At 63.4% G+C, this 21248-nt stretch carries 15 protein-coding genes and 1 pseudogene; 7 read left to right on the top strand and 9 right to left on the bottom strand.

The features are described from left to right. Window positions 1–5 precede the first annotated feature (5 nt). From HUI96_RS01570 to HUI96_RS01550, 5 genes are all read right to left on the bottom strand, one after another. A complete protein-coding gene (locus HUI96_RS01570) occupies window positions 6–1082 on the bottom strand; it encodes an ABC transporter substrate-binding protein (protein ID WP_188252864.1) in 1077 nt (358 codons plus the stop codon). A gap of 22 nt (window positions 1083–1104) precedes the next feature. Further along, on the bottom strand, window positions 1105–1947 hold the full coding sequence (locus tag HUI96_RS01565) for an ABC transporter permease (RefSeq protein ID WP_188252863.1): 843 nt from the start codon (window positions 1945–1947) through the stop codon (window positions 1105–1107). Further along, complete coding sequence (locus tag HUI96_RS01560) at window positions 1944–2822, bottom strand: ABC transporter permease (RefSeq protein ID WP_188252862.1); 879 nt, start codon at window positions 2820–2822, stop codon at window positions 1944–1946. The genes HUI96_RS01565 and HUI96_RS01560 overlap by 4 nt, the downstream gene beginning before the upstream one ends. Window positions 2823–3176: 354 nt before the next feature. Beyond that, the gene (locus HUI96_RS01555) at window positions 3177–3377 is read right to left on the bottom strand and encodes a hypothetical protein (protein ID WP_188252861.1); all 201 of its coding nucleotides are present in this window, start codon (window positions 3375–3377) and stop codon (window positions 3177–3179) included. A 193-nt stretch (window positions 3378–3570) separates the two neighbouring features. Continuing rightward, a complete protein-coding gene (locus HUI96_RS01550) occupies window positions 3571–4512 on the bottom strand; it encodes a ring-cleaving dioxygenase (RefSeq protein ID WP_188252860.1) in 942 nt (313 codons plus the stop codon). Window positions 4513–4905: 393 nt separating this feature from the next. Here HUI96_RS01550 and HUI96_RS01545 point away from each other — a divergent pair, with 393 nt between their 5' ends. The 6 genes from HUI96_RS01545 to HUI96_RS01520 all read left to right on the top strand — a co-directional run bounded on the left by HUI96_RS01545 (window position 4906) and on the right by HUI96_RS01520 (window position 13574). Further along, window positions 4906–5484 carry an OsmC family protein gene (locus HUI96_RS01545; protein WP_210319990.1) on the top strand — a complete coding sequence of 193 codons (579 nt, stop codon included), beginning with the start codon at window positions 4906–4908 and terminating at the stop codon, window positions 5482–5484. A gap of 58 nt (window positions 5485–5542) precedes the next feature. Next, a complete protein-coding gene (locus tag HUI96_RS01540; protein ID WP_188252859.1) occupies window positions 5543–6775 on the top strand; it encodes a flavin-containing monooxygenase in 1233 nt (410 codons plus the stop codon). Window positions 6776–6785: 10 nt separating this feature from the next. After that, on the top strand, window positions 6786–8009 hold the full coding sequence (locus tag HUI96_RS01535) for an NAD(P)/FAD-dependent oxidoreductase (protein WP_188252858.1): 1224 nt from the start codon (window positions 6786–6788) through the stop codon (window positions 8007–8009). 159 nt (window positions 8010–8168) lie between these two features. Then, window positions 8169–8408 (top strand): DUF1127 domain-containing protein, encoded by a 240-nt coding sequence (locus tag HUI96_RS01530; RefSeq protein ID WP_188252857.1) that lies wholly within the window; start codon window positions 8169–8171, stop codon window positions 8406–8408. Window positions 8409–8555: 147 nt separating this feature from the next. After that, window positions 8556–8708 (top strand): hypothetical protein, encoded by a 153-nt coding sequence (locus tag HUI96_RS01525; RefSeq protein WP_188252856.1) that lies wholly within the window; start codon window positions 8556–8558, stop codon window positions 8706–8708. Between the two features lie 132 nt (window positions 8709–8840). Beyond that, window positions 8841–13574, top strand: coding sequence for an alpha/beta fold hydrolase (locus HUI96_RS01520; protein ID WP_188252855.1), 4734 nt, complete (start codon window positions 8841–8843; stop codon window positions 13572–13574). 16 nt (window positions 13575–13590) lie between these two features. Here HUI96_RS01520 and HUI96_RS29255 read toward each other — a convergent pair. After that, window positions 13591–13697: pseudogene (locus tag HUI96_RS29255) on the bottom strand (metallophosphoesterase); the annotation flags it as partial. Window positions 13698–14511: 814 nt separating this feature from the next. Here HUI96_RS29255 and HUI96_RS01515 point away from each other — a divergent pair. Next, entirely contained in the window at window positions 14512–16524 is a 2013-nt protein-coding gene (locus HUI96_RS01515) for an amidase (protein WP_337917822.1), read from the top strand. A 752-nt stretch (window positions 16525–17276) separates the two neighbouring features. On the opposite strand, the gene HUI96_RS01510 is transcribed toward HUI96_RS01515, so the two are convergent. The 3 genes from HUI96_RS01510 to fdhF are packed head-to-tail and all read right to left on the bottom strand — an operon-like array spanning window position 17277 to window position 21238. Continuing rightward, the gene (locus tag HUI96_RS01510; RefSeq protein ID WP_188252854.1) at window positions 17277–17540 is read right to left on the bottom strand and encodes a formate dehydrogenase subunit delta; all 264 of its coding nucleotides are present in this window, start codon (window positions 17538–17540) and stop codon (window positions 17277–17279) included. Continuing rightward, window positions 17530–18300: a formate dehydrogenase accessory sulfurtransferase FdhD gene (gene fdhD / locus HUI96_RS01505; RefSeq protein WP_188253172.1), complete on the bottom strand. Its 771-nt coding sequence runs from the start codon at window positions 18298–18300 to the stop codon at window positions 17530–17532. Before fdhD ends, HUI96_RS01510 begins: the two co-directional genes overlap by 11 nt. A gap of 58 nt (window positions 18301–18358) precedes the next feature. Beyond that, complete coding sequence (fdhF, locus tag HUI96_RS01500) at window positions 18359–21238, bottom strand: formate dehydrogenase subunit alpha (protein ID WP_188252853.1); 2880 nt, start codon at window positions 21236–21238, stop codon at window positions 18359–18361. Window positions 21239–21248: the final 10 nt, after the last annotated feature.

The raw sequence follows: 21248 nt of genomic DNA, 5'->3' as shown, positions 1-21248 counted from the left end.
CCGGATCAGCCACCGGCCTTGACACGTTCGAACATCTTGGCCAGGTCGTCGTTCTGCTTCATCGGCGCGGTGAAGACGGTGGTCTTGAGCATTGCGTCGGGATCGGACGGCAGTTGCAGTCTTTCCAGTTCCTCCGCCGGCACGCCTGCAAAGGCGGTGCTGGTGGCGCTGCCATAGCCGTAGTTTTCGATCAGATACCGGCCTGCCTCGGCCTCCAGGCGGCTGTTGATGAAGTCATAGGCGAGATCGACGTTCTTCGCGTCCTTCAGCAACACGTAGCCGCAGGACCAGGTGAGCATTCCTTCCTTCGGCTTCATGAACTCGACCGGGACGCCCTGTTTCTTGAGTGTTGTGGCTGACGCGTTCCAGGTCATTGCCGCTACCAGGGCGCCGCTGGCCAGCGATTGCTCGATCGAGGTCATGTCCGTGGTGTAGGCGGATAACAGCGGTCGTTGCTCGCGCAGTTTGTCGGCCACCTTGTCCATTTCTTCCGGAGTCATGTCGAACGGGTTCACGCCCGCAAGGATGGCTGCCACTAGGGGCGTGTCGTGGACCGCGTCGATGGTTGCGATGCGGCCGGCATATTGCTTGTCCCACAACAGGTTCCAACTCGGCTCGGGGTTGGGCACGAGGTCCGTGCGATAGAGGATGGAGGTGTTGCCCCAGTCCCACGGGACCATCCAGACCTTGCCATCGCCGGCCTGCAGGTCGGGCAGGTTCTTGAGGACCGGGAAGATCGAATCCCAGTTCTTGATGCGGTTGGTATCAATGGGCTGCAGCAGCCCTTCCTTGTTCCAGCGCGCGACCTTGTCGTAGCAGGGATGTGCGACGTCCGGTCTGAACCCCGCCTTAACCTTGGTGAAGGCGTCGTCGTCGTCGCCGAACATGGTGAATTCGATACCGTCCGGATGCTCGGCAAGGAAGCTCTGGTTGAACTCCGGCAGTTCATAGCCGGACCATGTGAAATATTGCAGCTTGTCCGCCGCTGATGCGGGCAGGGCAATGGTAGCTGCGACCAGCGCAAGGCCGGCGATGCGTACAACCATTGTGCGGCCATGTCTGGTTATGCGGTCGGATGTCATATGAGTCCCCTTTGATTGTTGTTCATGGTTTGAAAGGTCCGGCTGGTGCAGGTCGCGAGGTCATCTGGGACAGGCCGCGCCGGCGCAGAAGCTCCGCCAGCCCGGCGATCACGAACGATACCGTCAGGATCATGGTGCCCAGCGCCATCACGGTGGGCAGCGACTTGGGAAAGCGAAGCTGGCTCCAGATATAAAGCGGCAGCGTCGGCTCGGTGCTGGCAAGAAAGAAGGCGACGATAAATTCGTCGAAGGACATCAGGAAGGCGAGCATGAACGCGGAGCCCACGGCCGGCAGGCTGAGCGGCAGCATGACGCGCCGGAACGTCACCCAGTCCGAGGCACCGAGGTCCAGCGCGGCCTCGCTCATGCTCCTCGGTATGGAGGCGAAGCGACCGCGCATGACAAGTACGGAAGTGGGCAGCGCCACCAAAATATGGCCGAGCACGATCGCCAGCCGCGAGGGTCCGAAACCCAGGAGATTGACAAAAATCAGTAACGAGATGCCGACGATCACCCCCGGTATGAGGAAGGGCAGCCGTGAGATCATCGATACCGCCTGCGCGAGCGGCGAACGGCCATAGATCTCCATATAGGCGACAGTGGTGCCGCAGAGCGTCGCGCCGGCGGCCGCGGCAACGCCGACCACGATGCTGTTGGACAGCGCGCCCGACAGCGCGGAATTGCCGACGAGGGTGCCGTACCAGGCAAAGGTAAAGCCTTGTAGCGGGAAGGCGGCCTGGATGGAGTCGTTGAAGGAAAACAGCGGGATCAGCGAGACCGGCAGATACAGGAAGACAAGATAGGCCGCGACATAGGCGCCGAGCCAATTCCGGCCCGCGGCGAATCTGTGCCCCGCGGCTCTCATGCACGACTCCCGAAGCGGGCATCGGTGGTGCGCACAATCAACACCACGGTCAGGATGACCAGCATGACAGCAGCCGAAAGCGCCGCGCCGAACGGCCAGTCGTTGGCTTTACCGAACTGCGCCTGGATCATCGAGCCGATCATCGTGCTTGAAGGGCCGCCGACCAGCGCCGGCGTGACATAATCTCCCACCGTCGGCACGAAGACGACGAGTGCCGCCGCCATCACGCCGGGCATGGCATTGGGCAAGATGACGCGCCGGAACGTAGTCCACGGCCTTGCACCGAGATCGGCGGCCGCCTCGATCAGCGACCGGGGAATGGTGTCGAGCGCCACATAGATGGGCAGGATCGCGAAGGGGGCATAGGCATGCGCCAAGGTCACCACCACCGCTGTCGGTGTGTTCAGGAACGCCAGCGTCGGCTCGGAAAGCAGACCGCTGCCGACGAGCGCCGAGTTCAGCACGCCATTATAGGCGAGCACGATTTTCCAGGCGAAAACGCGCAGCAGATAGCTGGTCCAGAACGGCAGCGTCACTAAAAACAGAATGAGGCCGCGCCGTCGCCCGGCATGGAAGGCGAGGAAATAAGCGACCGGAAAGGCGGTGATAACCGTCGCCGCCGTCACGCAGCCGGCGATAGCCAGAGAGCGCAGCATGACCGACCAGTTGAGCGGGTCGAAGATGACGTTGCTGAAATTGCCCAGTGTGAAGCCCGCCCCCAGGAGCGAGCCGTCATTCACCCTGAAGGCGAGGAACACCACGAGTGCGAGCGAGAAGAGGATCAGCAGGAAAGTGATGGCTGTGCCCGGGGCCATCATCCCGGTCCGGAAAGCCAGTGGCGCTCGCGTGGAAGGTGTGAGGCTGGCCTCTGTCATTGACACGATCAAGATGAAATGTCGGCTAATCTTTTGCTGGCGCATGAAAAAGTCAAGGCGCTTTCATTTATGCCTAGGGTCGAAGAAGTAAAAGCTCGGTAGGGAGGAGGCGGTAGTTCTTGCCCAGAAAAATAACTAGCCCAACGCGGACTTGCGTATGGTGCGACGTGAACAGCAGCTCTGCGCCCGAAAACGGTCATCCAGGCGGTCCCGGGTGCTCTCCAAAAGCGGACAGCGCAGTTGGCCGCGGAGATGGGGCAGTCCGATGGACCCAAGTGATCCCGCCGCTCGTAGATAGATAACCGCGCCGCGTTCCGGCGCCGGTCGATGAGAGATTGGAATTACATCAGCTTTTCAGTCTGTCGCTGCGTCCACACGTGTTTCGATGATCGCCAAAGCGTCAGCGCGGCCCGCGATAAGGCCGAACTCGTCATGGCCCCAGATCGAGATCTCGGGAACGAGGTGGGGGTCGTAGTTCGGCAATCTGCGGCAATGCGAGTCCGCGAAGGGCAGCGGCTCCCATCTCATCGGGGTCGCGCCGAGGTTCGTCGTCATTGACATCGGAGATCAGTTGATCGAGCAACTGGCGAGCGCGCGTAACGCTCGCATCGAGCTCTTCGTTGAGTTCCCCGGTGAGAAACTCTTCCATTAGCTTGTGAAGGATGACACCGCGGCGGGCCCGCGCGCCTGCGACTTAACCAGTTGGCAAAAGGGACAGCTTCCCGGCGGCCTCTTCATGGTCAGGCGATCAGTCCAGCGGCTTCAGACCGGCCTCGATTTGCGCGAGGCGCGGCTCAAGGAACGGCGGCAGCGACAGCGCCTCGCCCATTGTCTCAAAGGGCTCGTCCACCGCAAACCCCGGTGTGTCGCTCGCGATTTCGAACAGGTTGCCGCCCGGTTCGCGAAAATAAAGCGAGCGGAAGTAATAGCGTTCGACCTCGCCCGAGGACGGTACGCGGAACTCGTTCAGGCGCTGAGCCCAGTCATGGATCGCGGCGGCATCCGGAACTCGGAAGGCGACGTGGTGCACAGCCCCGGCACCCTGCCGCGCGATCGGCAGGCCCGGCTGGACAGCGACATGCAACTCGGCCGCAGGGCCACCTTCGCCCATTTCGAACACATGCACCTGATCTCCCCCGTCGGGGCTGGCATATTTGCGGACCTGCCGCATGTTCATCACGCCGGTCAGAACCGCCTCGGTCGGGGCGAAATGGGGAACCGAAATGGTGATCGGGCCCAAGCCCCGGATCTGGTGCTCGGTCGGAACCGGGCTGCGCTCCCACGGGTGGGTCCCGCCCGGCTGATCCGCGGTCAAGCGAAAGCGTTGGCCCTCCGGATCCTCGAAGTCCAAGGTCGCTCGCGTATCCAGCGTCGTGATTTCGCCTGTTGTCAGACCTTTGTCGAGCAGGCGAGCCGCCCAATACTCGAGACTCGCTTCGGTCACGCGCAAGCCTGTGCGGCTGATCGAATGGGTGCCGCGCCGTTCGCGCGCCACAGGCCAGTCGAAAAAGGTGAGGTCCGTGCCCGGACTGCCCGCACCGTCGGCGAAAAACAGGTGATAGGCGGATGTATCGTCCTGATTTACGGTCTTCTTCACTCGCCGCAGCCCCAGCGTCTCGGTGTAGAAGCGGTTGTTGGCGGGCGCGTCGGCTGTGATGGCCGTCAGGTGGTGAATGCCATTGAGGTTCATGCGCGGCCTCCTTTCCTTTCCGCCGATATTGGCATTGTCCGCAACCTTACCAGCGGCGGCCTGCCGAAACCCGCGTTCTGTTATTGCGAACGATCAGCACGCAAATAGGTGAAATACTCCCTGAACGAGATCACCTGCCGGCGCCCGGTGTCTTATCGCGAGCCCCCTCATTTGGCACCGCAAGGGCAACAATAAAAGGGGATGGGCTGATGTGACCGGTTTCCAGCTCTGCGGCACCATCCAGCATCTTTCATCCTATCTCATCTCTTCGCACGCTCGGCCCTCCCGGGAGCGCGTTTCCACCGTCATTTCCACTGTCGCTCAAACGTCCCGGTCCGAAGCAGGCAGGGTCGAGCGGGATCACCCGTTCAGCTTGATCGAAGGAGACTGGCAATGGAAATGCAGACCAAGGCACCGCGTGCCCCGCTCAATGGTGTAGACACTCCAACCCTTCTGAACACGATCAACTTCGTCGCCGGCCAGCCGGAGCTGGCGAAATTCCAGTTCCGAGCCAGCAACGACTGGGTCGACGGCACCTGCAGCCGCAGCGCCATGCTGGGCTTCTACGGCGCCGGCGGCGAACAGCAGCACATGACGACCTACTTCGGGGAGGCCGATCATCCGGCGGTACTTTGCGGCGGGGACCGCGCGCCTAGCCCGGTCGAGTGGCTGCTGCATGCTCTGGCTTCGTGCCTGACAGCGGGAATAGGCAACATCGCCGCCGCCCGCGGCGTGAAGCTCACCAAGGTGCGCTCATTCGTCGAAGGCGACATCGACCTGCGCGGGATACTCGGGATCTCGGACGAGGTCCGCAACGGATACCAGAGCATCGCGATCCGCTTCGAGATCGAGGGGGAGGCGCCTGCCGAGAAGCTGAAGCAGATCGTCGAGCAGGCTCGCGACCGCTCGGCGGTGTTCGACGTGCTCAGCAATGGCGTCCCGGTCTCGGTCGGGATCAAGTCCGTCCAGTGACAGCCTTGGGGGTCGGGAGCGACGGCCCCGGATCGCCCAACATTTTCCGGAGATTAACATGAAAGCGACCGACGTCGCCGTGATCGGCGGCGGCCAGGCGGGGCTCGCCCTGAGCCGGTGCTTGACCGAATGCAGCCTCGACCATGTGGTGTTCGAGCGCGGCGATATCGCCGGGCGCTGGGAGACCCGCACGTGGGACTCGCTGCGCCTGCTCACGCCCAACTGGCTGAACACGCTGCCAGGACTGCCCTATGACGGCGAAGACCCCGACGGCTTCATGGTCTGCGGAGATTTCGCTGCCCGGCTGCGTGGCTACGCCGCAGCTTCCGCTGCGCCGGTGCTGACTCATACCGAGGTGAGTTCCGTCGGTCGAACCTGTGGCGGCTTCCTGCTTGCGACCAGTACCGGCCCGTGGCGGGCACGCTCAGTGGTGATCGCGACCGGCCATTGCGACGTGCCGTTCATGCCGCTGATGGCTCGAAGAGCGGCCCTCCCGCCCGTGCACTCGTCAGAGTACCGCTCGCCTGACGCGCTGCCCCCGGGAAAAGTTCTCGTAATCGGCGCTTCGGCTTCCGGCGTGCAGATCGCGGACGAACTGCGCAGAAGCGGCCGCGCGGTCATCCTGGCGGTCGGCCGGCACATGCGCCTGCCGCGCGCATGGCGGGGACGGGATATCCATCGTTGGCTGCAGCAGACCGGAATGCTCTCACAGCCGACCAGCGAGTTGGTTAGCCTGGAAACGGCGCTGCGCGAACCCACTCCGCAACTTGCCGGACGTCCGGACCGCGCCGACGTCGATCTCGCGTCGCTGCAGGCGCGCGGCGTCAGGCTTGCCGGACGGGTCATCGACGCGGAAGGGGACGTGGTCACCTTCGCAGACGATCTCGCCTCCGATGTCGCTAAGGCAGATGCGAAGCAGCGGCGGGTGCTCGAACAAATCGATGCTTGGGCGGGGCTTCCTCCGGGCTTACCAGAGCCTTCGATGCCAAGGGTAGATCTGTCGCGACCGACGCCTCGCCGTCTCTCCCTGAAGGAAGAGGGAATCGGCGCCATGATCTGGGCGACAGGATACCGGCGTGACTTCGGCTGGCTGAAGCTGCCTGTCCAAACCCCCGAGGGCGAACTTGCCCACCGGGAAGGGGCAACGCCGGTGCGGGGCCTTTATGCGCTCGGGTTCCGGCTCCTGCGCAAGCGCGACTCCCACTTCATCGGCGGCGTCGGCTCCGATGCCGAGGCCATCGCCGGCGAGATCTCTGAATTTCTCCGAAATCAAGGCCGCAGGGCCGCCTGAGGAGGCCAGCATGTCCGATATCCGTTCGCTTTCCCCGCACTATGATGTCGTCGTGGTCGGCGCCCGCGTCGCCGGAGCGGTCACCGCCATGCTGCTGGCGCGCGCCGGCATGAGGGTGCTCGCAGTCGACCGCCAGGGCTATGGATCGGACACCCTGTCAACCCATGCGCTGATGCGGCCCGCAGTCATGCAACTCGCCCGCTGGGGTGTGCTCGACCGGCTGATCGAAAGCCGGACGCCCGTCATCACGACGACCACGTTCCACTACGAGGGGAGGGAGGTTCCCGTAGCGATCCGGCCTGAGCCGGGCATCCCCGGCCTGATCGCACCGCGCCGAACCGTCCTCGACCGCACGCTGGTTGATGCTGCAAGTGCAGCCGGCGCGACGATCGTCCACGACGTTTCCGTTCGCGGACTGCTAGTCGACGAGCGCAGTCGAGTCTGCGGGGTGGAACTCAGGGATGACAACGGTCAGGCCCGCGTCGTCTCCGCTCGTCATGTCGTCGGAGCGGACGGTCTCGGCTCGACTGTGGCCCGCCAGACCCAGGCGCGGGTAAAGGTGCGGGGCCGATCATCGGTTGCGCATATCTACGGTTACTCACCTGTCTCAAGCCTCGGGGGTTATCACTGGTATTTCGCACCCGGTCTGGCCGGCGCTGTGATCCCGACCAATGACGGCCTGTCCTGCGTCGTGGTGTCTGTACCCACGACCCGCTTCGACGCCGAATTCCGCTTCAATCTTGCGGCCACCAGGCTCGCGGCCCTCGACAAACTCGCGCGGGAAGTCGCAGTCCATGCAGCGGCCGGCAGCCCGGTCCGGGCCTTCCGCGGCACGCCCGGATTATTGCGACAGGGCTATGGCCCCGGCTGGCTGCTGGTGGGAGACGCCGGCTTCTTCCGCGATCCTCTCACGTCCCATGGCATCTCGGATGCTATGCGTGATGCCGAAGGCGTGGCGTCGGCCCTGCTTGCGGACTCCGAAGCAGCCATGCGGCGCTTCGAAGACGAGCGCGACGCCTTTGCCTTGCCGATCCTCGAAGCCACCGAGGCTATCAGCAGCTTTGAGTGGGCAATCGAAGAACTCCCTGAAAGGCATAAGCGGTTCAGCGATGTGCTGAAGGCTGAGACTGCGCTGCTTGCGGCACGATCCGCATGCGACCGTGTCGCGCCGCTTTCCCATGCCGCCCACCCGCCATCCCGCCGTTCGCTGCGTGCGCCCGCGATGCACGCCTGAGCACTTTTTCAAGTACCCGTTCTCGCCGGGCTGGTGGGGACGGCCAGATGTCGCGTTTCATTTTCCACGCTCGAGCACACGCTGGCTCACATCAGGCAGAACGAAAAATGACACTGGACGGCGCGGCTGTTCGCGTCCCGGAAGTTTCGGAGATCGACCATGAGCACAGTCATCACATCATCATTGCCGCGGATGGCCGCTGCCTCCGCAGTTGCGCGCACCGTGGCTGTCCTCCGGCAGAGCTTCGAACGCCTGCAGGACCGGATCCGCGCGCGACGCGCGGCCGAGCATCTATTGGAGATGCCCGACTACCTCCTGCGCGACATCGGAATAGGCCGCTCGGAGGTGCTGTCGGTGGTCCTGTTCGGCGGGCGGGACGTGACCCGCCGGTCGCGCTGAGGCGGATTCGAGGCGACGCCCTGAAGCCCCGCAGATCTTCCTCAACAGCGGTAAATCCATGCTGTCCACCACGATCGCTCAAATGCTGCCATCGCAATCTACGGACAGCAGCGGATGGCCGCTGACCAACCTCTAGGAGCAAAGGTCATGAACATCCCGTTCGGCATCAACTACAAACCTACCTCCCGCGCCTGGGAGGATATCCGCAAGGGACCGTCGCTGGACGCGGTGCGCGAGCACCTCGATCGAGTGGTCAATTCCGGCCGCTATTCGGGGCGCGGCGCCAAGGGCACACGCTGACGATACGGCCGAAGGTGCCGAGGAGACGCTGCCTCAAATGTGCGGCTCCTCGGCGCCCAAACCCATGCTGGAGATGCCGTCGGAACCGCGTTAGGATGCCCTCGGTAGGACCTACCGTGGCAGGCTACTCAATTGGGTTCGCGCATCGCCATCAGGGTGTTGGGCGACTTTTCCGTCACCCGAGATGGGTCGGAAGCGCCGCTGCCGCAGTCGCGCAAGACGCGGGCGCTGCTTGCCTACCTTGCAGTGGTCAACAAGCCGCAACGCCGCGAGCGGCTGTGCGAGCTATTCTGGGATGTCCCGGACGACCCGCGCGGTGCGTTGCGCTGGAGCCTTTCGAAGCTTCGCCCGATCGTCAACGCCGACGGCGTGGAGCGGCTGGACGCGGACCGCAACTATGTCCAGCTTAAGTCTTCCGGCCTCGAACTCGACTACGACCTCGTTCGCGGCCTCTCGGCCGACTCGATCGGCGAGCTTGCCACTGAGCGGCTTGAATCCATAGCCGCAGCCTTCACCGGTCCATTCCTTGCCGATCTCTCTCTGCCGCGATGCTCTGCTTTCGAAGCCTGGCGGGCCTATTGCGCGAACGACGCCGAGGTGGTGCGCCTGAAGACCTTGAGGACGTTGCTCGACCGCCTGGCGAATGAACCTGAGCGGGCGCTGGCGCATATTCACGCATTGCAGTCTCTCTTGCCCGAAGAAGATTTCGGAAAGGAGATCGCCCGCATCAACGAGCAGGCGCGGCTAACCGTGGCGGTGAAGGCCGAGCGCACCGCCGCACAGGTCGCACCGCTGGCTGTCCTGGCCCCCGCGGTTGTCGTGGCCGCGCAAGCACGCGCCGTTCCCGACGTCGTTTCTGAAGTGGCCCCAGTCCTACCCAACTCGCCCGGCCAACAGATCCGGCTCACCACCGCACGCGACGGAGTGCGGATAGCCTATGGAATGAGCGGATCGGGACCACCGATCGTCAGGGCGTCGCACTGGATGTCCCACCTCGAGTTCGACTGGGAAAGCCCGGTTTGGGGGCACTGGATCGACAGTCTTTCCGACGGCTTCACGCTGTTCCGTTATGATGGTCGCCTAAACGGACTTTCGGACACCGAGTGCGATGACCTTTCACTGAATGCCTTCGTTTCGGACCTGGAAGCGGTCGTCGATGCCGCGGGCCTAGAAAAATTCGTTCTTCTCGGCATCTCCCAAGGAGCCGCCTTGTCCATAGAATACGCGTCGCGCCATCCCGACAGGGTTGCCGGGCTGCTGCTCTATGGCGGCTACGTGCGCGGCTGGCGCTCACGCGGCAACCCTACGGAGATCGCGCGGCGCGAGGCGATCGGGACTTTGATGCGGCAAGGCTGGGGCCAGGACGATCCGGTCTTTCGCCAGCTTTTCACAAACCTGTTCATTCCGGGCGCCAACCGCGCCCAGATGGACTGGTTCAATGAGCTCCAGAAGCGCACCCTCACACCCAACAACGCCTGGCGCCTTTCCAATTCCTTCTCGACCATCGATGTCTCCGCCCGGCTTGGCGGCTTGAAGAAACCAACGGCCGTCTGGCACGCGCGGTCGGATCGGGTCGCGCCGTTTGCCGGGGGCGTAGAGTTCGCCGAAAAAATCCCCGGCGCGCGCTTCACCGAACTGGACAGTTCCAACCACATCCTCCTGGGCGACGAGCCGGCGTTCCAAGTGTTCATGCGCGGTGCCAAGAACTTTGCGCACCAGGTGCTTCGAACCCCGATTGTCATGCCGGTCGATCAGCGCACCCTGCGGCTTGCGACGATCCTGTGTGCCGATTTCAGCAGCCCGCTGCAGTCACTCGCTGAAGAATCTCCCGAGACTGCGATCGAGATCGTCGACCGCCTCGCCGCGCGCGCGGCTGAGATCGTGAAGGCCAACGGCGGGACGGTGCTCAGCATCACGGATGCGGAGCTGATGGCCTCGTTCGGTGCGCCCGAAGCGCTGGAAGGCCATGCGGCGCTTGCCTGCCGCGCTGCACTCGCCATCCGCGACATCTGTGCCGAGGAACCGGCCCATTTAATCGTGGCGCGAATTGCGCTCGACACCGGCGTAGTGATCGTCGGTCCGGCGCGCGTCGGCAGTCGGGGCGGAATCGAGGTTCGCGGCGCACCGGTAATCAACGCTGGCACCATTGCTCGGGCGCTGCGGGTAGGAAGAATTACCGCCACCGAGCGGACCCGCCAGTCCGCAGGCGGCTTCGCGGCAATGCAAGCTCTCGCGCCCGATGCGACATCTGGAATGCTGGGGGATCAGCGCTTGTATCAGGTCAACGCGATCAGGCGAGCGTTGTCACGCTGGCATTTGAGAGCGGAGCGGCAATTGTCGCCCTTTATCGGCAGGGACATGCAACTCCAGTTGCTCAATCGCGCCTGGCACGAAGCAAGGGACGGGGAGGGACAAACGGTCTTCGTCTTCGGTGATCCGGGTGTGGGCAAGTCGCGGGTCACCCACGAATTCGTCGGCGCGATTCCGGATGACGAGGCTGAATGCCTGGAAGCAGGAGCGCTGGAGACCGACCTGGGGACAGGGCTTCTTGTGATAAGGCGATTGTTGCAGGGCCTTTTCGGTATTGACGACGCCGATGGCGCAGCGGTGGCGACCGAGAAGGTGCTGATGGCCCACACGGGTCGCGGGCTCGACGAGCGTCTGATCGATCCGGTGCTTGCGGCGATGGACCTTCCTGTACGGGACCCGCTGTGGGCGGCGATTTCCGCGCCCGAGCGTGCCCGGCGAATCCGGGAGGGGGTGGTAGCGCAGCTTCTGTCCCTTGCCGCGTTCAGGCCGATCGTCCTCCTGGTCGAGGACCTGCACTGGATCGATACCGAAAGCGCGGTGATTCTGGCACGGCTTGCCGAGGCGCTTCAGGCAGGAAGACTGCTCATGATTGTCACCTGCCGGCCCGAATACGACCGCAGCATTTTCTCCGGAGCGGGGCCCGTCGAAATCCGGTTGTCCGCCTTCAGCTCGGCTGAGACTGAGGAACTGCTCGACCATCTTTTGGGTAGCGCGCCTGAACTGAGCGATCTGCGGGCCCGTCTGACGGGGATGTGCAAGGGCAATGCGCTATTCCTGGAGGAAACCGTCCGGGCGCTCGCCGACACCGGGAAATTGAAGGGCCAGCCTGGCCACTACCACTCGGAAGGCCAGATCGGCGAGATAGCGGTGTCAGCCACCCTCCATTCCATCGTCGATGCGCGTTTCGAAAGGCTGGACGCGGATGCGAAGCGGCTGGCCGAAGTCGCCTCGATCTTCGATGGCGAGATACCCGCCTCCTTGCTTCGACGGCTGGACGTACTGGCGGGCGACCACTTCGACATGGCGTTGCAGACCCTCAAGAGAGCGGATCTTCTGGTCGAGGTCCAGGTATTCCCGGAGCCGATGCTGCGCTTCAAGCACGTGCTGATCCGCAACGCGATCTCCGGGCGGATCCTCAATTCGGCCCGGATCGAACTCCACCGCGTGGCGCTTGCGGAACTCAAGGTCTACTATGCTGACCGCATCGACGAAAATGTCGAGCGGCTGGCAAGGCATGCGCTCGAAGCCCAGAGTTGGGAAGACGCGGTCACCTATCTCCTCGCCTGCGCCTGGAAGGCGATCCGCAGATCGGCGCACACCATCGCGCTGTCGGATCTCGACACCGGTATCCGGCTTCTTCGGGACCATTGCGAGATGAACGACGCGCAGCGTCGCGAGATCGAGTTCCACCTCGCCCGGGGGGTGGCGCTGATGGCCGCGAGAGGCTGGGGCTCGGAAGAGGTCCTCGCAGCCTTCCAAAGCGCAGAAGCACTATGCGAAGCGACAGGCGACGAAACCCGCCTGTTCTCGACCCTGAGGGGCCGGGCCCAATACTACATGATCAGCGGCAAGCCTGCGGCCGCACAGGAGCTTGCCGAGCGATGCGCAAAGCTCACTCAAGACAGCGACGATCCGGGACTGCACATCGAGACGAACCACATGTTCTGGACGAACAACTTCTTCCTGGGCGACGTGGCGGCTGCACGAAAGCACGCCGAGAGCGCGATAGGGTGCTACGAAGTCGAGCGGGATCATCGCCTGGCCTACGTCTATTCGGGTCATGACCCGGGAGTATGCAGCCGATGCTTCGCAGGGCTCAGTGCGTGGCTCGAGGGTGATCCGGCAGGCGCCCACAGATATTGTCGGGACGCGGTCGAGCTTGCAGAGCGCCTTCAGCAGCCTCTGAGCACCGCGCTGGCTTACTGGGGCTTCAGCTACCTGCACGTCTTCGCCGGCGAGCCGGAGGACGCGCTGCGCTGGGCGGAGCGCGAGCTCTCCACGGCAGAACGCTTCCAGTTTCCGCTGCTCTCGGGGCAGGCGCTTTGTCAGTTGGGCTGGGCACGGTTCCAGCTAGGCGAGCGCGATAATGGATTGCGCCAGATGGAGGAGGGGGTTGCAGCGATCCGCGGCACCGGCGCAGAGATGGGACTGCCTTACGTCATCGCGCTCTACGCCGAATCGCTTGCGGAGTCGGGACGATTGGACGACGCGCAAAGCTCAATCGTGACGGCCATCGATCTCGGTCGGCAGAACGGCACGCGATTCCAGCTTGCCGAGGTGCTGAGTATAGAAGCGAGGATCCGGGAAGAGCTCGGTGCGAGCACCGTGGAAGTGGAGACGCGCCTGCGTCGCGCGGCCGATGTCGCATTTTCGCAGCATTCCCGGATCGGCGAATTGCGTATTGCGACCGAGCTGGCGCGACGACTGCGTGATCGCGGTCGCGAATACGAGGCGAGCGACCTGATTTCGAGGCACGCCGCTCTCATCGCACAGCTCCGCGACAGCCCTCATGCGCTAGCGGCCCGCGAGTTTCTGCGCGAATTTCAGGGGCCTTGATGTTGGCGTCACACTCTCAAATCTCGAGCAGCGCGTATGGACGGCCAGTCGAGTTCGCGACGTGGGCGGCAACGTTGTAGGCCGAAGCACCACCTGGTGTGCGCCCTCATAGGCGCCGCGATGAACTTCTGCGACCCGCATGACATAAAGGAGGTGCGAGATGGATGGCGCCTTACCTGCCTGCTTCAGACGGTCAGTCTCCGATTTTGCTCAGGAGTCCCGCCAGAATGGAGGCTTGCGAGTGGCCGTTGTGCTTGAGCGTGCAGTTCTCTCACTCCCGCGAGCGCAAAGGAGCGTTCCGCGAGGAGAAAGCTTCTGTAGCAGTCTGGGAACACGTCGACCTCCACCGTTCCACGGGCGGTGTCTGCCGTGAGGGGCTCCTCCACCCTGAAGCCGCATTCACGTAGGATACGTGCGACCTCTTCTTGCAGCCGCTTCCAGCTTTACGCGAGAAGCTTGTTGCCCGCGAGCCAGTTCGTGGCTGTTCGGGTGCAATCTCCATCTATCTGCCACCAGCTTGTATTGGTAAGAAATTGCCTATTCTGAGCGCTCAGCAATGTTCGCGAGGACGACGGCCTTGGTGCAGCCCGCCCGTACATCCATCAGCCCGGACAGTCCGGTTCCGGCCCCAAGCTGCCAGTCAGAGCAACGCCCGCAATGTCGGCCATAGGGCGCGTTTGCCGCTGCCCGAAAATAGACATTGCGTGCAGAGTGCCTGTAAGTCTCCGGCCTCGCGCCGCGGACCGGCCGCGATGGTCATCGGCTGCTACCTATCCGCTTTACTCGACGACTTCTCCCGTTACGTCTTTGCCTGGAAGGTACGATTAAGCAACTCCGAGATGCCTTTTTCGCAGCGCAGCAGCATCCCACGGAGTCGGGTTTGTGTGGGGCGGTGGCGTCCCTTGTATCACCAGCGACAGCCGAAAGGAAAAATCCGGTGATTGATGTTGTAGAGGCGTCGATGCGCGACCTGCAGGATGCGCTGTCCAACGGTTCGACCACGAGTGTCGCGCTCGTCGCTGCATACCTGAATCGCATTGCCTTCTATGACCGCCGTGGCATTTGTCTGAACTCGGTTTCTGTACTCAATCCCGGGATGTTCAAAGAAGCGATGGCTTCCGATTTGCGCCGAGCGAACGGCGAAGTGCTCGGTCCGCTCGATGGCATCCCATACACCGCAAAAGACAGTTACAAGGCGCGGGGACTAACCGTAGCCGCCGGCTCGCCAGCGTTCGCTGATCTAGTGGCCACGGATGACGCCTTTGCTATCGGAAGGCTTAGAGCCGCCGGAGCTGTCCTGATCGGGCTAACAAATATGCCACCCATGGCGAACGGGGGTATGCAGCGCGGCGTCTACGGGCGCGCCGAATCTCCATACAATGCGGGCTATCTCACCGCGGCATTCGCGTCGGGGTCCTCCAATGGCTCGGGCACAGCCACAGCGGCCTCTTTCGCCGCGTTCGGTCTCGGAGAAGAGACATGGTCGAGCGGTCGTGCTCCAGCGTCAAACAATGGGCTGTGCGCTTACACTCCGAGCCGAGGCGTCATTTCCGTTCGCGGCAACTGGCCCCTGGTGCCCACCATGGACGTTGTGGTCCCGCACACGCGAGACATGTCGGACATGCTTCAAGTCCTTGACGTAATCGTCGCAGACGATCCCGAAGTTCGCGGTGACTTCTGGCGGAGTCAGCACTGGGTTCACATCCCCCGTCCGTCGGAGACGCGCCCTGTCAGCTATGCGGCCCTCGCGGAGAGTGCGACACTCACAGGCATGAGGCTTGGCGTGCCCGCGATGTACATCAATCAAGACAATATTGCTGGCACCGCAGATCGCCCCGGCATAGGCGGACCAACGGGACAAGGAATTGAGACCCGACCGTCAATCATGGCGTTGTGGCGTCGCGCGCGCCAGGCTTTGGAAGCAGCAGGAGCGGAAGTGGTCGTCGTCGATTTCCCGCTCGTATCCAATTACGAGGGCGACAGGCCAGGTTGTCCGACTATCACCACACGGGGTTTGGTCAGCCCAGAATTCCTGCACCACGAAATCCTGGACTTAGCGGCGTGGTCTTGGGACGACTTTCTAGCTGAAAACGGCGATCGGAGAATATCGCGCCTCGCGAATGTCGATGGTGAGAGCATATTCCCGCCGCCGAACGGCGCGCTGCCGGACAGATATGATGGTTTTGCAGACTTCCTGCCGGATTATCCTGCGCACACAGCCTCCAATCCCCACTCGACGTTTCGGGATATTCCTAGTCTAGAGGAGGGTTTGCGGGGACTGGAGGAAACACGGCGTCAGGACCTTGAACGATGGATGGCTGACCTTGGGCTGGACGCTGTAGTGTTTCCGGCCGTCGCGGACGTAGGACGGGCCGATTCCGATACGAATCCAGAATCCGCCGACAAAGCTTGGCGGAACGGCGTATGGGTTGCGAACGGCAACCTCGCGATCCGGCACTTCGGCGTCCCGACCGTCACGGTGCCGATGGGCGTAATGAGCGATATCGGAATGCCGGTTGGCCTAACGTTTGCGGGCCGGGCGTGGGATGACGCAAAACTCCTCGGTCTGGCTTCGGCTTTCGAGGCGACGGGGAAATACCGGGAAGCACCGACGAGGTCCCCACCGCTACGGCTCGGTCCGCAAACCAGGGGCACTTCAGCTATCTCTACCGACGAACTGCCATTGTTTGCCTGGGTCGAAGCGATTGACGACGTAACCGAGCGTGTGGTGGTCGAAGGGCGATGCGGTACCGCCTCTGTGACGGTCGCGATCGACGGAGAGGCCGTAGAGGTCGAACGAGATGGCGAGACGTTTGCTGCTGCGATTGCAGTGCCAATAAACACTCATCGGCATAGCCAGTGGACTGGGCCATGGGGTCATCTCATAGTCGCCGCTATAGATGATGGACGCGGGGCATTCGTCGAAACCCATCTCCCGTCACCGTCTTAATGACTTGAGAAGGCACGGCTACGATCGACCCGTCTCAGATCAGCGTTACGTCCCGTGGGCCCCGAGATCGAGCGAGCGATTACAGCCGCCGCGCCGAGCACCGCGCGATCTACACCAGCCCACCGCACACCGTCCTGGCGCCTGGCTTTGCCCGCGTATCGACCGCCAGCACGATCGCCGTTGCCGATCCGGCGCTGATGACCGTTAGCGCGACTACGGTGGTGAAGACGATCTCAAAAGGGTTCTCTTCCGATGGAGGAGTGTCTCGGACGTAGCAAGGAGAGGATGAAATCCGGCTTGCGTAGAACGTGAGGATTGCATGGGCTTTCGCGCGCTCCAGAAAGCCGAATCTGCTAGCGTGACAAGCGTGACGACAAGGGTTTGCAGGCGGCATTCTGACAGCCTGGTGTCCATCGCAGTTCTGGTTTCCCTTGCTCAGCACGCCCGCAGTTAGACCGGCGGCTCTGCTTTCGTCGGAATCCTCCCGGCCCGGCGAGAGACGATCGAACCCTAGTCACAAGACTGGGATTATCTGGGCCAGAGCCTGACTTGCGGTGAAGGGCAGCTTTGTGCCGATGTCGGTCATAGAGGCAAACTTTGCCTGCACCCAGAAGCGGACATTCGATGAAGGCGCCTTGGGCGGGACGTGCGGGCGCGCACCAGCGAAACGCCGACATCCCTGTTCGGGGGGCGACTCTTCCACGCTCCAGAATCTGCGAACGCAGTCTTTCAGCCTATATCGGGCTGTTGTCTCATTCAAAACTGGTGGGCTCTGGCTTGGGGCGACGCACCTTCGGGGCGGCGGCGGTAACCAGTTCGTCAAAGCCCTTGCCACCGGCATCGATCATCTCGAAGAATTGGCGGCGCATCCGGGGCTCCCAGAATTTGTTGATGTGGTCAGCCACGCCCGCAACTCCCTCATCGCGCGGCTTGGAGCGGAAGAAGGTCGCGATTTGATTGGCCATATAGGCGAGCTTCTCCTTGGCGCTGAACGAATGGTCTTCGTCATGCGACATGCTTCTCGGCTCCAAATGTGGTGCGTTCGGGATGGGTAAAAATGTCGTAGTCTTCCCCGCGCACCAGAGCGACCAGTGTCATTCCGGCCCCCGCGGCTGTGCGGATGGCGAGCGCAGTGGGGGCTGATACGGCGATGATGAAGGGGGCGCCAATTGCTGCCGTCTTCTGCACCATTTCGACGGAAACACGGCTTGTGACCACCACCGCGCCGGTGGCTCCAGCAATCGCGGCCTTCGTCAGCGCGCCAGCGAGTTTGTCGACGGCATTGTGACGGCCGACATCCTCGCGCGTGGCAACGATGCCCTTGCCGGGCTGGTAGAAGCCGGCGGCGTGAACGGCGCCCGTCTCGGTATGGAGAGGCTGTCGGGCCGCCAGTTCCCGCACCGCCTGCGCAATCTCGGCCGGGCCGATGCTGAGCTCTGACGCGCCTACGCTTCTCGCGCTGCGCATCGCCTCCTCGATCGACTCAATGCCGCATAGGCCGCAGCCGACCGGACCGGCGAGGCGCCGGCGCCGCGCCTCGAAGCGGGCGTTGGCCGGGTCCTTCAGCCGGATCTGGATGTCGATGCCGGCGCCGAGGTCCTCGATCGCGACGTTCTCGATCTCGTCGGACGAGGCGACAATGCCTTCAGTCAGCGAGAAGCCGAGCGCGAAGTCTGTGAGGTCGGCCGGCGTTGCCATCATCACCGCATGGGTGGTCCCGCCATAGGAAAGGGCGACCGGTGTTTCCTCCGGCACCGTGCGGTCCGCGGTCAGCATGCCTGTGCGGCGGTGGGCGAGGCGCGAGGCGGAAGTCAGGGCGTCTTTCAATCGAGACCTACTCCGCCGCGTCGAGCCGCCCCTCGATGCGCCGGCTACGGCGAGAGAGGTCTCTGTAGTCCACTTGCCAGTCGCTCTGGCCGTTGGATGGGGTCACTTGCACCGCGGTCACCTTGTACTCGGGGCAGTTGGTCGCCCAGTCCGAGAAGTCGGTGGTGATGACGTTTGCCTGCGTGTCCGGATGATGGAAGGTCGTGTAGACCACCCCGGGCGACACGCGGTCCGTGATCAGTGCCCTCAGCGTCGTCTCGCCGGCGCGGGAGGCGAGGCGCACCCAGTCGCCGTCGCGGATGCCGCGCTGCTCGGCATCGTGCGGATGAATCTCCAGCCGGTCCTCGGCGTGCCACACGACGTTGTCGGTGCGGCGCGTCTGCGCACCGACATTGTACTGCGACAGGATGCGGCCGGTGGTGAGCAGCAGCGGGAATCGCGGCCCGGTCTTCTCGTCCGTCGCCACATACTCGGTGCGGATGAACTTGCCCTTGCTGCGCACGAAGCCGTTGACGTGCATGATCGGCGTTCCGAGCGGCGCCTTCTCGTTGCAGGGCCACTGCACCGAACCGACCTCCTCCAACAAGTCGTAGGAGACGCCGGCGAAGCTCGGCGTCGTCGCCGCGATCTCGTCCATGATCTCGGATGGATGCGCGTAGCTCCAGTTCAGGCCCATCGCCTTGGCCATCAACTGGGTGACTTCCCAGTCCGCATAGCCGTTCTTCGGGGCCATCACCTTGCGAACGCGATTGATGCGCCGCTCGGCGTTGGTGAAGGTCCCATCCTTCTCGAGAAAGGTCGAGCCCGGCAGGAAGACATGGGCGTAGTTTGCGGTCTCGTTGAGGAACAGGTCGTGGACCACGACGCACTCCATGGCGGCAAGGCCGGCCGACACATGCTTGGTGTCGGGGTCGGACTGCAGGATGTCCTCGCCCTGGATGTAGATGCCCTTGAACGTGCCTTCGACGGCCGCGTCGAGCATGTTCGGAATGCGCAGGCCCGGCTCGTTGTCGAGCTTCACGCCCCAGAGGCTCTCGTAGATCTCGCGCGTAGAGTCGCCGGAGATATGTCGGTAGCCCGGTAGTTCGTGCGGGAAGGAGCCCATGTCGCACGAGCCCTGCACGTTGTTCTGGCCGCGCAACGGGTTCACGCCGACGCCGCGGCGGCCGATGTTGCCCGTGGCCATGGCGAGGTTGGCGATGGCCATGACTGTGGTGGAGCCCTGGCTGTGTTCGGTGACGCCGAGGCCGTAGTAGATCGCCGCGTTGCCGCCGGTCGCATAGAGGCGCGCCGCGCCGCGGATGAGGTCAGCCGGAACGCCGGAGAGATTTTCCACCGCTTCGGGGCTGTTGCGCTCCTCAGCGACAAACGATGCCCAGTCCTCGAACTCCGACCAGTCGCAGTGCTCGCGGATGAAGGCCTCGTCATGGAGCCCTTCGGTGACGATGACATGCGCCAGCGCCGTCACCACGGCGACGTTGGTGCCGGGCTTCAGCGGCAGGTGGAACTCCGCCCTGGCATGGACCGAGTCCACCGTTTCGGTGACGCGCGGGTCGAGCACGATCAGCTTGGCACCCTGCCGGATCCGCTTCTTCATGCGCGAGGCGAAGACGGGGTGCGCCGCCGACGGATTGGCGCCGATGACCATGATAACGTCGGACTCTTCGACCGAATCGAAGTCCTGCGTGCCGGCCGAGGTGCCGAAGGCCTGGCCGAGACCGTAGCCGGTTGGCGAGTGGCAGACGCGAGCGCAGGTGTCGACGTTGTTGTTGCCAAAACCCTGGCGGATCAGCTTCTGGACGAGATAGGTCTCCTCGTTGGTGCAGCGTGAGGAGGTGATGCCGCCCACGGCGCTGCGGCCGTACTGGTACTGGATGCGGCGGAACTCGTTGGCGGTATGGGTCAGCGCGTCTTCCCACGACACTTCGCGCCACGGGTCGCTGATTTTCTCGCGGATCATCGGCTTGAGGATGCGTTCCTTGTGCGTGGCGTAGCCATAGGCGAAGCGGCCCTTGACGCAGGAGTGGCCGCGATTGGCCTGGCCGTCCTTGTAGGGCACCATGCGCACCAACTCCTCGCCGCGCATCTCGGCCTTGAACGAGCAGCCGACGCCGCAATAGGCGCAGGTGGTCACGACCGAGTGCTCCGGCTGGCCGATCTGGATCACCGATTTTTCCGTCAGCGTCGCGGTCGGGCAGGCCTGCACGCAGGCGCCGCAGGAAACGCACTCGCTGTCGAGGAACAATTGGTGCATGCCCGGCGAAACGCGGCTGTCGAAGCCGCGGCCTTCGATGGTCAGCGCAAAGGTGCCTTGCACTTCTTCGCAGGCGCGCACGCAGCGCGAGCAGACGATGCACTTCGACGGATCGTAGGTGAAATACGGGTTCGACTCGTCCTTCGGCATCCACTTGAAGTTCTGGACGCCGTCGTTCTTGGCGCGGACGTGGTTGTCGCCCTCATAGCCGTAACGCACGTCGCGCAAGCCGACAGCGCCCGCCATGTCCTGCAGTTCGCAGTCGCCATTGGCGGCGCAGGTCAGGCAGTCCAGCGGATGGTCGGAGATATAGAGCTCCATCACGCCCTTGCGGATGTCTTTGAGGCGGCTGGTCTGGGTGTGGACGACCATGCCGGGCGCCACCGGCGTGGTGCAGGAGGCAGGCGTTCCGGCGCGGCCCTCGATCTCGACCAGGCACAGGCGGCAGGAGCCGAAGGCATCGACCATGTCGGTAGCGCAGAGCTTCGGCACCTGGATTCCCGCGTCCATCGAGGCGCGCATGATCGAAGTGCCCTCGGGAACGGTGACGGTGAAGCCGTCGACCGTCAGCGTCACCTGCTTCTCGGCGTTGGAGGCAGGCGTGCCGTAGTCGATTTCCTGGATGAGACCCATTCTTTGTCTC

The organism is Pseudaminobacter soli (ex Zhang et al. 2022) (assembly GCF_014595955.1).
In the GTDB taxonomy this organism is placed as follows: Bacteria; Pseudomonadota; Alphaproteobacteria; order Rhizobiales; family Rhizobiaceae; genus Kumtagia; species Kumtagia pseudosoli.
Note: the sequence above shows the minus strand (reverse complement) of the source record. Positions and strands in the feature narration are given on the sequence as shown.